Annotated in this window: 17 protein-coding genes; all 17 read left to right on the forward strand. The window is 56.4% G+C overall.

Going from position 1 to position 13,428, the window contains the following annotated elements; all coding sequences use genetic code 11:
* Nucleotides 1–910 (forward strand): preprotein translocase subunit SecY (secY, locus tag H5U02_10240; GenBank protein ID MBC7342803.1); only part of this gene is annotated, 910 nt, incomplete at its 5' end.
* A 112-nt stretch (nucleotides 911–1,022) separates the two neighbouring features.
* Entirely contained in the window at nucleotides 1,023–1,676 is a 654-nt protein-coding gene (locus H5U02_10245; GenBank protein MBC7342804.1) for an adenylate kinase, read from the forward strand.
* On the forward strand, nucleotides 1,673–2,437 hold the full coding sequence (map, locus tag H5U02_10250; protein MBC7342805.1) for a type I methionyl aminopeptidase: 765 nt from the start codon (nucleotides 1,673–1,675) through the stop codon (nucleotides 2,435–2,437). Before H5U02_10245 ends, map begins: the two co-directional genes overlap by 4 nt.
* A gap of 89 nt (nucleotides 2,438–2,526) precedes the next feature.
* Nucleotides 2,527–2,862: a KOW domain-containing RNA-binding protein gene (locus H5U02_10255; GenBank protein MBC7342806.1), complete on the forward strand. Its 336-nt coding sequence runs from the start codon at nucleotides 2,527–2,529 to the stop codon at nucleotides 2,860–2,862.
* 107 nt (nucleotides 2,863–2,969) lie between these two features.
* Nucleotides 2,970–3,188 (forward strand): translation initiation factor IF-1, encoded by a 219-nt coding sequence (gene infA, locus H5U02_10260; protein MBC7342807.1) that lies wholly within the window; start codon nucleotides 2,970–2,972, stop codon nucleotides 3,186–3,188.
* 97 nt (nucleotides 3,189–3,285) lie between these two features.
* Nucleotides 3,286–3,399 (forward strand): 50S ribosomal protein L36, encoded by a 114-nt coding sequence (rpmJ, locus tag H5U02_10265; GenBank protein ID MBC7342808.1) that lies wholly within the window; start codon nucleotides 3,286–3,288, stop codon nucleotides 3,397–3,399.
* Between the two features lie 25 nt (nucleotides 3,400–3,424).
* Nucleotides 3,425–3,796 (forward strand): 30S ribosomal protein S13, encoded by a 372-nt coding sequence (rpsM, locus tag H5U02_10270; GenBank protein ID MBC7342809.1) that lies wholly within the window; start codon nucleotides 3,425–3,427, stop codon nucleotides 3,794–3,796.
* 17 nt (nucleotides 3,797–3,813) lie between these two features.
* Nucleotides 3,814–4,203, forward strand: a complete 390-nt coding sequence (rpsK, locus tag H5U02_10275) for a 30S ribosomal protein S11 (GenBank protein ID MBC7342810.1) — start codon at nucleotides 3,814–3,816, stop codon at nucleotides 4,201–4,203.
* A gap of 21 nt (nucleotides 4,204–4,224) precedes the next feature.
* On the forward strand, nucleotides 4,225–4,851 hold the full coding sequence (rpsD, locus tag H5U02_10280; GenBank protein MBC7342811.1) for a 30S ribosomal protein S4: 627 nt from the start codon (nucleotides 4,225–4,227) through the stop codon (nucleotides 4,849–4,851).
* Between the two features lie 30 nt (nucleotides 4,852–4,881).
* Nucleotides 4,882–5,829: a DNA-directed RNA polymerase subunit alpha gene (locus tag H5U02_10285; protein MBC7342812.1), complete on the forward strand. Its 948-nt coding sequence runs from the start codon at nucleotides 4,882–4,884 to the stop codon at nucleotides 5,827–5,829.
* Between the two features lie 40 nt (nucleotides 5,830–5,869).
* A complete protein-coding gene (gene rplQ, locus H5U02_10290) occupies nucleotides 5,870–6,217 on the forward strand; it encodes a 50S ribosomal protein L17 (protein ID MBC7342813.1) in 348 nt (115 codons plus the stop codon).
* Nucleotides 6,218–6,292: 75 nt separating this feature from the next.
* Nucleotides 6,293–7,051: an ATP-binding cassette domain-containing protein gene (locus tag H5U02_10295; protein MBC7342814.1), complete on the forward strand. Its 759-nt coding sequence runs from the start codon at nucleotides 6,293–6,295 to the stop codon at nucleotides 7,049–7,051.
* A 72-nt stretch (nucleotides 7,052–7,123) separates the two neighbouring features.
* The gene (locus tag H5U02_10300; protein ID MBC7342815.1) at nucleotides 7,124–8,707 is read left to right on the forward strand and encodes an ATP-binding cassette domain-containing protein; all 1,584 of its coding nucleotides are present in this window, start codon (nucleotides 7,124–7,126) and stop codon (nucleotides 8,705–8,707) included.
* Nucleotides 8,708–8,773: 66 nt separating this feature from the next.
* Nucleotides 8,774–9,676 (forward strand): tRNA pseudouridine(38-40) synthase TruA, encoded by a 903-nt coding sequence (truA, locus tag H5U02_10305; GenBank protein ID MBC7342816.1) that lies wholly within the window; start codon nucleotides 8,774–8,776, stop codon nucleotides 9,674–9,676.
* 318 nt (nucleotides 9,677–9,994) lie between these two features.
* Nucleotides 9,995–10,438, forward strand: coding sequence for a 50S ribosomal protein L13 (gene rplM / locus H5U02_10310; GenBank protein ID MBC7342817.1), 444 nt, complete (start codon nucleotides 9,995–9,997; stop codon nucleotides 10,436–10,438).
* Nucleotides 10,439–10,840 carry a 30S ribosomal protein S9 gene (gene rpsI / locus H5U02_10315; GenBank protein MBC7342818.1) on the forward strand — a complete coding sequence of 134 codons (402 nt, stop codon included), beginning with the start codon at nucleotides 10,439–10,441 and terminating at the stop codon, nucleotides 10,838–10,840. It abuts the gene before it with no gap.
* A 459-nt stretch (nucleotides 10,841–11,299) separates the two neighbouring features.
* Entirely contained in the window at nucleotides 11,300–12,973 is a 1,674-nt protein-coding gene (locus H5U02_10320) for a long-chain fatty acid--CoA ligase (protein MBC7342819.1), read from the forward strand.
* Nucleotides 12,974–13,428 lie beyond the last annotated feature (455 nt).

Here is a 13,428-nt window from a genome sequence, read left to right on the forward strand (position 1 = left end):
CCAAGCCACCGGCATGGCCATCTTTTTGGGGCGAAGCACGACCGCGGGCGTTCCCGCCCTGGCCCACCCTTCATTTTGGAATTATGCTGTAATCGTAATCAGCTTAACTGCCGGCACCATGTTTCTAATGTGGATGGGGGAGATGATTACCGAGCGCGGCATCGGCAACGGCATTTCTTTGCTCATCTTTGCTGGTATTGTTTCCCGGTTCCCCAGCATGGGCTACCAGGTAGTACAATACGTGCGCACCGGCGAGGCCAGCATCGTGGCGTTGATTTTCTTCCTGGTTATGGCAGTAGTGGTCATTGGCGGTATCGTAGCCATGAACGAGGGGCAGCGGCGCATCCCGGTACAATATGCTAAGAAGGTGGTCGGCCGGAGGGTTTATGGGGGGCAAAGCACCCACATACCTATGCGGGTGAACCAGGCCGGGGTTATCCCGGTGATCTTTGCCATTTCCATCCTTTTGTTTCCGTCGACCATCAGCACTTGGTTTCCTCACAATGCCTTTATGGCGGCAGTAACCAAGGTCTTTCGGCCCGGGACGGCTTTCTATCTCAGCCTTTACGCGCTGCTGATCATTTTCTTCACCTACTTCTACACGGCAGTGACGTTTAACCCCCGGGATGTTGCTGACAACATCAAGAAGTATGGTGGTTTTATCCCGGGCCTGCGCCCAGGGCGGCCTACGGCTGAGTACATCGAACGAGTATTGTCCAGGATTACCTTGGCCGGGGCAATATTCCTGGCGATAATCGCGCTTTTACCCAATTTTGTTGAGGCCACCACCGGAATGAACATCGCCTTTGGTGGCACCTCGCTCTTGATCGTAGTGGGCGTGGCCCTGGAGACTATGAAGCAGCTGGAGGCGCAGATGCTGATGCGCCATTACAAGGGCTTCCTAAAGTAAGGGCACCGGGCAAGATCACGGGGACTGGACCGGCGTTAGGCCTAGGTGGCTTGGAAGATATTGCTAGGGTATTGCCTCAGGAGTATGAGGCGGAAAAACGGAGGGAAAGTATATGCGGATTCTCTTAATGGGTCCGCCAGGGGCAGGTAAGGGCACCCAGGCGGAGGCCCTGGCTGAGAAACTAGGGGTTCCCCACATCGCCACCGGCGACATCTTTCGCAGCCAGATTGCCGCTGGCACTGCGTTGGGGAAAAAGGCCAAAGAATACACCGAATCTGGCCGGTTAGTTCCCGATGAGGTGACCATCGGCATGGTGAGCGAGCGGCTTAAGGAGTCTGATTGCCAAAGGGGCTTTATCCTGGATGGCTTTCCCCGAACCGTGGCTCAGGCCGAGGCCTTAGATCAGATCCTAGCCCAAGCTGGCCAGAAGCTGGATGCGGCTATTGATATTCGGGTGCCAGACCAAAAAATAATTGAACGCCTAACCGGCAGGCGGGTCTGCCGCCAATGTGGGGTTACCTACCACTTGGTATTTAATCCTCCCCAGCGGCCGGGCATATGCGATGCTTGTGGAGGTGAGCTCTACCAGCGCAGCGACGATAACGAGGCTACGGTTAAGAATCGGCTGGAAGTCTACCGGCGCCAGACGGCGCCCCTGATCGACTATTATCGGGCCAAGGGACTGTTGCGCCCGGTTAACGGCGATGCTCCTATAGACGCCGTACTTTCGGCCATCGAGCAGATTCTAGGGAGAGACGCGGGTTGATCATTCTCAAATCCAGTCGAGAGATTGCGCTTATGCGCGAGGCCGGGCGCCTGGTGGCGCAGACTTTGGAGGTGATTGGTCGGGCCATAAAGCCGGACGTAACCACCGAGGAGCTGGACCAAATTGCCGAGGAGTTTATTACCGGCCACGGGGCTATACCATCCTTCAAAGGATATCGGAGCCGAGGTATGCCGGTGCCGTTTCCGGCCAGCATCTGCGCTTCCATCAACGAGGAAGTGGTACACGGCATACCGAGCTTAAGGAAATTAAAGGATGGGGATATTATTAGTATTGACATCGGCGTTATCCTTAACGGCTACCAAGGGGACGCTGCGGCGACCTTTGCGGTGGGTGATATCGATGATGAGCGGCGGCGACTGCTGGAGGTAACCCAAGAGGCCTTGCGCCGAGGAATCGACCAGGCCCGAAATGGTCACCGCCTGAGCGACATCTCCCATGCTATTCAGACCTATGTAGAGTCGCAAGGCTTCTCGGTGGTACGGGACTTTGTGGGCCACGGCATCGGCAGAGATATGCACGAGGATCCTCAAATCCCTAACTTCGGGCCACCGGGCCGAGGCCCTCGCTTGCGCCCGGGTATGACCTTGGCCATCGAGCCTATGGTCAACATGGGGACTTACGAAGTTATTGTCCGGCCGGACCAGTGGACGGTAGTGACTGCTGATGGGCTCTGCTCAGCTCATTTCGAACACACGGTGGCGGTTACCGATGACGGTCCGGTGATACTAACTGTTCCCTAAGATACCTGGGCCAAGGGGAGGCCTGATGGCCAGGATCGACAAGAGGGTAGCGAGATAGGCAGGTGAGATGGGCGAGGAGGTCGGCACAATTGTTGCAGGTCGGTCAGCTGGTAGTCTCCCGGCAGGGCCGGGACAAGGACCGTCCCTACCTAGTGCTCGGTTTTATTGATAGGTTGTATGTAAACTTGGTGGATGGAGATATTCGCCGCCTCGACCGTCCCAAGCGAAAGAACATCAAGCACCTACAGTTTACGCGCCAGGTGGCAAGGGACATAGCCCAGAGGCTCCAAAACGGGGAAAAAGTCACCAATGCCGATATTCGCCAGGCCATTGCCAGGCTGTTAGCTCAGCTGGCTGAAGAGAAGGAGAAGGCGGCTAAGACCACAAGCGACCCAGCACTCAACCATCAGGCGAATAGGACTTAGTAAGGATGGGCTAGTGCCTGGCTAGGCGGTGCCCCTGGGCGGATTGTCAAATTGAGTGCTGGGGTTTTTGGAGGAGAAGCGAGGGGCCAAGGAGGTCATAAACGCGTATGAGCAACCGTGACGTCATCGAGGTGGAGGGGACAGTTATTGAGCCTTTGCCGAATGCCATGTTCAGGGTAGAGCTGGACAACGGACACCGGGTGCTAGCCCATGTTTCCGGTAAGATTCGCTTGAATTTTATCCGCATTCTTCCCGGAGACCGGGTCACGGTAGAACTGTCTCCCTATGACCTTACTCGAGGACGTATTACCTATCGGTATAAATAATTTGCCCATATATGACCGGAATATTGCTCCTATGGGTACCAAAAGCGCCAGGGGTGGTCTGCTGCTTTTTCCGGCCGGGGCAGAAGGAGGGTTTGCAATGAAAGTCAGGCCTTCGGTCAAGAGGATGTGCGAGAAGTGTAAGGTTATAAGGCGTCATGGCAAGGTCATGGTGATCTGCGAGAATCCTAAGCACAAGCAGGTTCAGGGATAGAGAACAGAGGATGGAGGTGATTGGTTTGGCGCGAATAGCCGGAGTTGACCTGCCTCGTGATAAACGGGTAGAAGTGGCCCTCACCTATATTTACGGGATCGGTAGGTCCTTATCTAATAAGATCCTGGCAGAGACCGGAGTAAACCCCGATACTAGGGTACGGGACCTGACCGAGGAAGAGATAACCAAGCTCAGGGAGAATATCGACCGCAATTATACGGTAGAAGGCGACCTCCGCCGGGAAGTCTCCATGAACATTAAGCGGCTGATCGAGATCGGCTCCTACCGAGGCCTGCGCCACCGGCGCGGACTACCGGTGCGAGGACAGCGAACCAAGACCAACGCTCGCACCCGTAAGGGGCCGCGCAAGACGGTGGGCGTACGGCGGAAGAAGTAGTAGAGGGGGGAAGTAGTTTGGCTAGGAGACCAACTAGAGCTCGCCGCAAGGAAAAGAAGCGGGTAGAAAGCGGCATAGCTCATATTAAGTCCACGTTTAACAATACTATCGTAACTATTACCGATAAACAGGGCAACGCCATTGCCTGGGCTAGCGCTGGTACCCAAGGATTCAAGGGTACGCGCAAGAGTACTCCCTTTGCTGCCCAGATGGCGGCTGAAGCTGCGGCCAAGGAAGCTATGGAATACGGGATGCGAGAAGTGGAGTGCTACGTTAAGGGTCCAGGAGCAGGCAGGGAAGCGGCTATCCGTTCGCTGCAGGTGGCGGGGCTAGAGGTTAATGCTATTAAGGATGTCACCCCCATCCCTCACAACGGTTGCCGGCCTCCCAAGCGCAGGCGAGTATAAGGGGATAAGGAGGTGGCTTGAATGGCAAGGTATAAAGGAGCGGTCTGTCGCCTTTGCCGGCGGGAAGGCATTAAATTGTTCCTCAAAGGTGACCGTTGCTATTCCGATAAATGTACCCTAAACCGCAGGAGTGCTGCCCCTGGCCAACATGGGCAGGGACGGAGGAAGATATCTGAGTATGGCCTGCAGCTTCGGGAAAAGCAAAAGGCCCGACGCATCTACGGCGTGCTAGAACGGCAATTCCGGCGCTATTTTGAGATGGCAGAAAGGCAAAAGGGTATAACCGGTGAAAACCTGCTCCGGTTGCTGGAACGGCGCTTAGACAACGTGGTTTTCCGGCTGGGGTTAGCCAACTCCCGTCCCGAAGCCCGGATTTTAGTTACCCATGGCCATTTTCTGGTGAACGGGCGCCGGGTACAGATACCCTCCTACTTGGTAAAGGTAGGGGATGAAATCCAGGTAAGCGAGAAGAGCAAGCAATCGCCCAAGTTTAAGGAGATCGCAGAGGCCATCGTTCATAGGACGCCCCCGGCTTGGCTGGAGCTAGACAAGGAAGCGCTCAAGGGGCGGGTACTGACTCTCCCTTCTCGCGAGGACATCGATGTGCCCATCGAAGAGCACCTGATCGTCGAGCTCTATTCTAAATAGGGATTAAGGCCCTAGAAGGGAGGAACCTAGGTGCTGGAAATCGAAAAGCCTCGCATCGAGTACGTCGAGAGGAGCCCGGATCAAAGGTACGGTAAGTTTGTCATTGAACCCCTAGAGCGCGGCTACGGCACCACCCTAGGCAACAGTCTAAGGAGGGTGCTTTTATCCTCGCTATCAGGTGCGGCTCCTACTCAGGTCAAGATTGACGGCGTGCTGCACGAGTTTTCCACCATCCCTGGCGTGGTTGAGGATACCACCGAGCTGATTCTCAACCTGAAGGGGCTAGAAGTAAAGCTTTACAGCAACGAGCCCAAGATAATCCGCATCGAAGCCGATAGAGAAGGCGAGGTAAAAGCCAAGGATATCATTGCCGATGCCGAGGTGGAGATTCTCAACCCGGATTTGCACATAGCCACCCTGGAGAAGGGCGGCAGGTTGGCCATGGAAATAACCTTGGAACAAGGGCGGGGCTATGTGCCGGCGGAGAAAAATAAGAAAAACGGAGATCCCATCGGGGTAATACCGGTGGATTCGTTCTTTTCGCCAGTTCGGAAGGTCAATTATGAGGTAGAGAACACTCGCGTAGGCCATGTTACTAACTACGACAAGCTGACCCTTGAAGTTTGGACCAATGGTAGTATCAGCCCCGATGAGGCGGTAAGCGCTTCAGCCAAGATCTTAATGGAGTATTTGCGGTTGTTTGCTGATCTTAGCGATCAAGTCAGCAGCCAGATTGCCATGGTGGATAAGGAAGAAGACAAAAAGACTAGAACCCTAGATATGCCCATTGAGGAGCTGGATCTGTCGGTGCGCTCCTACAACTGCCTGAAGCGGGCTGGGATTAACACCGTGGCGGAGCTAACCCAGCGGACGGAAGAGGACATGATGAAAGTCCGCAACTTGGGTCGCAAGTCCTTGGAGGAAGTGGTGAACAAGCTCGCTGCCTTGGGGCTGTCCCTTAAGGAGTCTGAGGATTAATCACTGAGCTCAAGCTTGCGGGAGCAAGGGGGGATGTGTAATGGCAAGAGGCTACCGAAAGTTAGGGCTATTGTCGGGCCACCGGCGGGCGATGCTCCGCAACTTGGTAACCTCGCTCTTGCGTGAAGAGCGGGTGGTTACTACGACTGCTCGTGCCAAAGAGGTTCGGCGGCTAGCCGACCGGATGATCTCATTGGGCAAGCGAGGCGACCTGCATGCTCGGCGGCAGGCCCTATCCTTCTTATACGACGAGACCACAGTCAAGAAGCTGTTCGACGACCTGGGCAAGCGCTACGGGGGAAGAAATGGCGGTTATACCCGGGTCGTCCAAACTGGGTTCCGGCGGGGCGACGGGGCACCGATGGCCCTGGTGGAGCTGGTAAAGTGAAAGCAATCAAAACTAATAGTATCCGGGTGGGGCCGTAATGAGCGGCCCTTTTTTAGCGCCCGGAGGAGAGGGAAGTTGGAAGTGCTGGTGATGGAGGGCGTGACCTATAGCTACGCGCTACGGGGCGCGAGCGGGGCTGAACGGGTCAAGGCCGGGATGGGACTGACCCAGGCAGCAACTGATCCCGGCGTATTTGATGTCAACCTGACCTTGAGCCCGGGAGAAATGGTAGCAGTGGTAGGGCCCAATGGCTCGGGCAAAAGTACCTTGGCGCGATTGGCGGCTGGACTGCTGGTCCCCCAGAAGGGACGGGTGCAGGTGGATGAACTCGATACCAAGAACCCCTGTCACCGGCTTCTTTTGCGCCAACGGGTAGGAATCCTCTTCTCCTACCCTCCCAGCCAAATTGTGGGCTGCACGGTGGAGGAGGATGTAGCCTTTGGTCCGGAGAATCTTGGGCTTGCACCGGAGATCATTGCAGAGCGGATCGACTGGGCCCTGGAAGCTGTAGGCCTCAGCCGGGAACGCTTTTTAGACCCCCGGCGCCTTTCCGGTGGCCAGCAAGTGAAAGTAGCCCTGGCCGGTATTTTGGCTCTCGGGCCTTCCTATATAATCTTGGATGAGCCCACTGCCATGCTCGATCCCGGGGAGCGAACTAAGATATGGGAGTTGGTTAGGGGGTTCTGCCAAAGCCCGGCCCAGAGTCAGGGCCAAGGCCGAAGCGGCGCTGGGGTGCTGTGGATCACCCACCGGGAGGAGGAAGCCCGAAACTGTGACCGGGCTCTGGTCATGAGCTGTGGCCGCCTGACCGGTACTCGGGCGACCAGCCGCTGAAGGCAAGAAGTCAGGGCAAACCCCAAGTCGAGCGCAACCAGAGCTTGCAGGGACGAGAGAGGCGGAAGTATCGTGACCATCGTTCTAGAGAATGTATATTATCGATATCCGGAAGGCGGATGGCTTTCGCCCGGGCTCCGGCAGGGTGCTACCGGAGCGACCCACAACCCGCAAGGTGCTCAAGGTTCCTGGGTCCTCCAGGAAATCAACCTGAGGATCCCGGAGACGGCCATGACCTTGGTGATTGGTCCCAATGGCTCCGGAAAATCCACCCTTCTCGGTTTAATCGCTGGCCTGGACCAGCCCAACCAGGGCCGGATTTATCTGGAGGCCGGGGAGGCTGATTGGCGCTCGAGGCTAACCATGGGTCTAGTTCTCCAATACCCGGAGAGGCAGCTGTTTGCACCCACCGTCTTTGAAGATATTGCCTTTGGGCCTCGCCAGCACGGGGTCATAGGATCTGAGCTTGAGCAAAGAGTGATGGCAGCCATGACGGCAGTGGGGCTGGACCCAAAACTAGCCGGCCGTTCCCCTTTTTCCTTGAGCAGCGGGGAGAAGAGGCGGGCGGCCTTGGCTGGGGTGCTGGCCCTTGATCCCAAGCTCCTACTCCTGGATGAACCTACCGCCGGCCTAGACCGAGCCGGGCGCCTAGACTTGCTGGCCGTGCTTCGTCGGTGGCGAGGGCAGGGTCGAGGCGTGATTCTAGCTACCCACGACTGGGAGGATTTCCTGCCGGAGGCCGATGGCGTCATCCTCCTCGGTGCGAGCAGGGCCAAGCAGTACAGCCCGCAGGGGCTTAGGGGAGGTGCTTTATGCTTTTGGCCTGAGCAGGTGGATGGGGAAGACTTGGGAAGAAGCTTGCGCTCAGATAGCAAAGCGGGCGAGTCCCAGCCCAAGCTAGGCTTATGGGCCTTGGACCCCCGGGCCAAGCTTCTATTTGCTTTTCTCTTTACACTTGGAGCAGTGGTGGCCCGAGGTTGGAGCCTGCTTGTCCCCCTATCGCTGGGGGTGCTGGCCTGGAGCTTGGGAGTAGCCTCGGGGATTTCCTGGCGCCATGCCTTCCGGTCGCTTCGCCCTCTAGCCTTCATCCTGGTGGCTACTGCGGGTTTGTATTTGTTCTTTACCCCTGGGGCTCCCATTTTCCGGTGGGGGGCAATTACAGTTACCTGGGAAGGATTAATATCCGGCGGCATCCTGATTTTGCGCCTGGGGGTGCTGCTGGCTACCCTAGCCTTGCTAATCCTAACTTCATCGCCCCCTGATTTGGCGGACGGGTTATCGCGGTTGCTTGGGCCGTTAAAGAGGATCGGACTGCCGGTCGAAGAGGTAGCCTTGGCCCTTACCATGGCCATGCGCTTCTTCCCGCAAATCGGGGAGGAGGCGAGCGCCATTTACCAGGCCCAGAGGGCTCGGGGCCTCGACCTTTCTCGAGGGAGCTTAAGGGAGCGAATCCAGAAGCTTTCGGCCCTGGTAGTGCCGCTTCTGGTAGGCGCCTTTCGCCGGGCGGATGAATTGGCTGAAGCCATGGAGGCCCGAGGTTGGCGGGCTGAGGGACGGACTCGTTACCGCCCTTTGCGCTTTGGTAACGCCGACTATGTCACCTTAGGATTGGGTTTGGCGGGCTTAGCGGCGGTGCTATGGCTGCGGGGGCTTTAGGCAGGCTCTGGTTGCCGGCCTGGGCCCTGAATCAGGGCTGGGCTTTGATGAATGGGGGTTTATGGCATGCGCCACTTGAAACTAGTGGTCCAATATGACGGGACCAATTACAACGGCTGGCAGGTGCAGAGGGGACAGCCCCAGAGCCGAACTGTTCAGTGGACCATGCAGGAGGCTCTAGCTGGCCTGACCGGCCAAGATGCGGCTGCCATCCGGCTGATAAGTGCCAGCCGTACCGACGCCGGGGTGCATGCCCGCGGCCAGGTGGTGCTCTGGCGGGTAGATGAGAGCAATTGCCGGATTCCCAGCCAACGGTTGCCTTATGCGCTGAACAGGATCCTACCACCCGACATAGTGGTAAGGAGCGCCTGTGAGGTTGGCCCCGATTTCCACCCCCGCTATTCGGCCACCAGCAAAACTTATAGCTACACTTTTTATCTGGGCCGCTTTCCGGACCCGTTTTGGGACCGCTACGCTTATCACATCCCTTACCAGGTGGATTGCCGGGAGATGGTCCGGGCCTCTACCTACCTCCTGGGCCGCCACGATTGGCGGAGCTTTTGTGCCCAGGGGGGAGCGGCCAAGACTTTTGAACGCACCCTATTCTCGGTGCGGTGGCGGGCCATAGCCCCAGACCTAAGCAGCCAGGTAAGCCTAGGTGAGTATAATCTATCTTCTGGCTCCAACCATGGGCTATCGATGCCAGAGGACAGCTTGCCTGCTGGGGCTGCCGGCCGCAAGCTCCCGTTGACCGAGGAATGGTTGCTTAGATGGGAAGTTAGCGCCGATGGCTTCCTCTACCATATGGTTCGCAACTTGGCCGGCACCTTGCTGGAGGTAGGCCGAGGGGCCATGTCTTCCGAGGGTGTACCTGCCATCATCGCTGCTCGGGACCGTTCCCAGGCTGGCCCCACTGCCCCGGCTCGAGGACTATGCTTAGAGAAGGTCGAGTACCGGGAGCGAGGCTGAATGGCCGAAATGGCTTGACACCGGTGGCTGGTGTCGATAGAATAGCATACGGACTGTGTCAGCCCACTTGGCGCACGCAGGCGGGTGGGGGGCACTTTTATTTGCCTCATGCGGCCAAGCCGCACATCTAGGCAAGGAAAAACCCGGTAGTCGATGCCGGGACGCTGGTCCGGAAGCGACCCAGCACGGCAACTCCTGGACGTAGTAGAGTTTACCTAGGTTAGATAGCGAGGATCAGGTCGTAGCAAACCATGGGTTAAGTGCTGGGCGGAGTGAAAGAACCCGGCTGGAGGAAAATGGTTTTTAGGAGGAGTTTTCATGGAAACTTACATGGCCAAGCCGCAAGAGGTGCAAAGAAAGTGGTACATCATAGATGCCAGCGGCAAGCCCTTGGGGCGGCTAGCTACGGAAGCAGCGCGGATTCTTCGAGGTAAACATAAGCCCGATTTTACTCCCCACGTGGATACGGGTGACCACGTCATCATTATTAACGCTGCCAAGGTCCGGTTAACCGGAAAGAAGCTGGATCAGAAGCACTACACCTACCATACTGGCTATCCGGGCGGGATAAAGTCGATGGCTTACCGGACTCTACTGCGCACCAAGCCGGAAAAAGCGGTTCAGCTAGCCGTATGGGGAATGATCCCTCACAATCGCTTAGGGCGGCAGGCGTTCAAGAAGCTAAAGGTTTATAGCGGAGCTGACCATCCCCACCAGGCGCAGCAGCCTCAAGTTTGGTCGGTGGAAAAAGGGGTGAAGTAATTGGCAGTCAATGTTCAGTATCAGGGGACCGGCAGGCGGAAAAACGCCATTGCCCGCGTGCGCCTTATTCCCGGCTCGGGCAAGGTGATTATCAATGGTAGGCCCATCGAGGAATACTTCGGTCCGGGCATGGAGATTCTTCGCCACCGGGCGCAGGAGCCACTGGTGGCGGTCAAGGCCGAAGGCCAGTATGATGTGGTGGCGCGGGTTGAGGGCGGCGGCGTCAGCGGCCAGGCGGATGCCATTCGCATGGGCGTGGCTCGGGCATTGGTAGATGCCGACGAGAACCTGAGACCAGTTCTACGGCGGCGGGGATACCTGACCAGGGACCCGCGCATGAAGGAACGGCGCAAGTACGGGTTGAAAAAGGCCCGCAAGGCCCCCCAATTCTCCAAGCGGTAGGCCCATCGCCAAACTCCTCCCTGGAGCTTTTGGTACTTTTCCCCCTCCTGTTCACCTGCCCCGGTCTTCCGTCCCATCCAGGCCGACTAGGCTTAAAGGGGCGGGGGCGGTTACGGAAATGGCAGAAAAACGCTCGGGAGCCAATACTGGTTCCCGAGCTTTATTGTGCAACCATCTTTTGGTCAGGTAAGTTTTACCCAAATACAACGAAATAATGGACCCATAGGTGCTTAATCATCTAATCTAAAGTTTATATCATTTGCGTAAGATCCAATCTTAAAATTAGACGGAATCTTTACCCAAGTGGGAAGGATTTCATAACTTTGTGTTTAATATCTCAAGTACAATGGGTTGATCCGTCCCCGGGAGCCGGAACCACAGCCTGACCTGAACCCAGAAAGCGGCAAGCCTTAGGTCAAAGGCGCGGGCGTTGAAAAGTTGTTTGAGGGGGAGTAAACGATGGACCAGTATCCGTGGTATAAGCATTATGAAGTTGGCTTTGGCCCGCCACTGGTATATCCTGAGAACAGCTCGGTGTACGATCTTTTTCAGGAAACGGCCGCCAAATATCCCAACCTTACTGCTACTATTTTTATGGGGGCGCGGATGAGCTTTGCCCAGCTTTCCCAGCAAGTGGATCGTATGGCTGCTGCCCTGGCCCAGCTGGGCATTAAAAAGCAGGATCGGGTGGCGGTGATGTTGCCCAACTGTCCTCAGTACGTGATCAGTTACTTGGCCATTTTGAGGCTGGGGGCGGTGGTGGTACAAGTTAACCCGCTCTATACCGAGCGGGAGGTAGAAAATATCTTGACTGACTCCGGTGCCAAGATTGCCGTGGTCATAGACCTGATGTATCCGCGGGTGGAGAAGATCCGGTCGCAAACCTCCCTAAGCCACGTTATCTTCACCCGGGTATCTGAGTACCTGCCTTTTCCCATTAACTATCTTTATCCTTGGCTGGCCAAGCGTAAGGGCCAGTACCCGCAGATCAAAACCAGCCCGAGTACCATTAATTTCTCCGAGCTTATTCGCAATACATCCGGCTTGCCGCCTAAGGTGCTGATTGATGCCGCAAGCGATGTCGCCGTATTTCAGTATACTGGTGGAACTACCGGAATACCCAAGGCGGCCATGCTTACTCACCGCAACCTAGTAGCCGACACTTACATGTCGCGAGCTATCGTGGGGTCGGCCCTGAAGGAAGGCGAGGAGCGGGTTTTAGCAGTATTGCCCTTCTTTCACTCTTTTGGCCTTACCACCACCTTGAACCTAGCCATAGCTTTTGGTTCCACCCTGATCTGCATCCCTCGATTTGAGGTGAAGGCGGTGTTAAAGGCCATCGATAAGTACCGACCCACTGCCTTTCCCGGGGTTCCCACCATGTATGTGGCTCTCAACAACTACCCGGAGCTGCACCGATATGACATCAAATCTATCCGGGTGATGATTAGCGGGGCGGCAGCCATGCCGGTGGAGGTATTGCGCCAATTTGAGGCCAAGACGGGAGGAGTGATTTGCGAGGGTTACGGTCTCTCTGAAGCCTCGCCGGTAGTCTGTTGCAACCCTTGTGTAGGTGTCCGCAAGCCTGGAAGCATCGGCATTCCCTTGGTGGGTACTGTCTGCCGGGTGGTGGATTTGGAGACGGGGACCCGGGAGCTAGCGCCGGGAGAGGTGGGCGAGCTTATCGTCAAAGGCCCGCAGGTAATGAAGGGTTACTGGAATCGCCCTGAAGATACGGCCCACTCCCTCCGGGATGGCTGGCTTTATACTGGGGATGTGGCCAAGATGGACGAGGACGGCTATTTCTATATTGTCGATCGCAAAAAGGACATGATCATTACCGGCGGTTTCAACGTTTACCCTCGCGAGGTGGAAGAAGTCCTGTATGAGCACCCCAAGATCAAGGAAGCGGCAGTGGTGGGGGTTCCAGATGAATACTCAGGCGAAAGGGTCAAGGCGGTAGTGGTTCCTAAGGAAGGCGAGACCTTGAGCGAGGAAGAAGTAATCCAGTGGTGCCGGCAGAAGCTGACCGGGTACAAGGTGCCACGATTCGTGGAGTTCCGGGATGAATTGCCCCTCAGCTTGGTGGGCAAGGTCTTGCGGAGGGCCCTTAAGGAGGAAGAACAGAACTAGGATGGGCGGTGGGCTTCCCGGCCAATCGGACCTCCATGTCCGTGGCCGGTTTTCCCACCACTCAACCATGCGAAGACCTAACCCTTAGGCACTTACTCTCTGGGCGGGATCGACCCCGCTGTTGGGTTTTTTGTCCCCCAGGTGCCCAGTCACCCTTGCTGAGTCCCGGCTGCCTACCGGTTGAGTGCTGGATTGGCAACAGAGCCTGGCTATCAGGCCTGACTGAATTCATCGCCTGTGTCCATGTTGACTCCTGAGAACGCCATCTATTCCTGTCCCTCCCTTTGTACAGGATTTCACATTATCCCACTAGTCATGCAATTAGAAACTTTCACTAGACAGAACTTAAGGAATTATGCATAATAAAAGTGAATTTTTTGCTTAGGAGGAAGGCTCATGGGCGAAGAATATGTCTGGTACAAGTACTACCAACCTGGGTGGGGTCCACACCTGGA

Source organism: Clostridia bacterium, from assembly GCA_014360065.1.
In the GTDB taxonomy this organism is placed as follows: Bacteria; Bacillota; DSM-521; order Neomoorellales; family JACIYF01; genus JACIYF01.

Excerpts from the sequence above, each read along its gene's own strand:
- H5U02_10320 (MBC7342819.1), top strand. The coding sequence starts at position 11,300 with ATGGACCAGTATCCGTGGTATAAGCATTATGAAGTTGGCTTTGGCCCG.
- rplM (MBC7342817.1), top strand. The coding sequence starts at position 9,995 with ATGGAAACTTACATGGCCAAGCCGCAAGAGGTGCAAAGAAAGTGGTAC.
- rpsD (MBC7342811.1), top strand. The coding sequence starts at position 4,225 with ATGGCAAGGTATAAAGGAGCGGTCTGTCGCCTTTGCCGGCGGGAAGGC.
- H5U02_10245 (MBC7342804.1), top strand. The coding sequence starts at position 1,023 with ATGCGGATTCTCTTAATGGGTCCGCCAGGGGCAGGTAAGGGCACCCAG.
- infA (MBC7342807.1), top strand. The coding sequence starts at position 2,970 with ATGAGCAACCGTGACGTCATCGAGGTGGAGGGGACAGTTATTGAGCCT.
- rplQ (MBC7342813.1), top strand. The coding sequence starts at position 5,870 with ATGGCAAGAGGCTACCGAAAGTTAGGGCTATTGTCGGGCCACCGGCGG.
- truA (MBC7342816.1), top strand. The coding sequence starts at position 8,774 with ATGCGCCACTTGAAACTAGTGGTCCAATATGACGGGACCAATTACAAC.
- rpmJ (MBC7342808.1), top strand. The coding sequence starts at position 3,286 with ATGAAAGTCAGGCCTTCGGTCAAGAGGATGTGCGAGAAGTGTAAGGTT.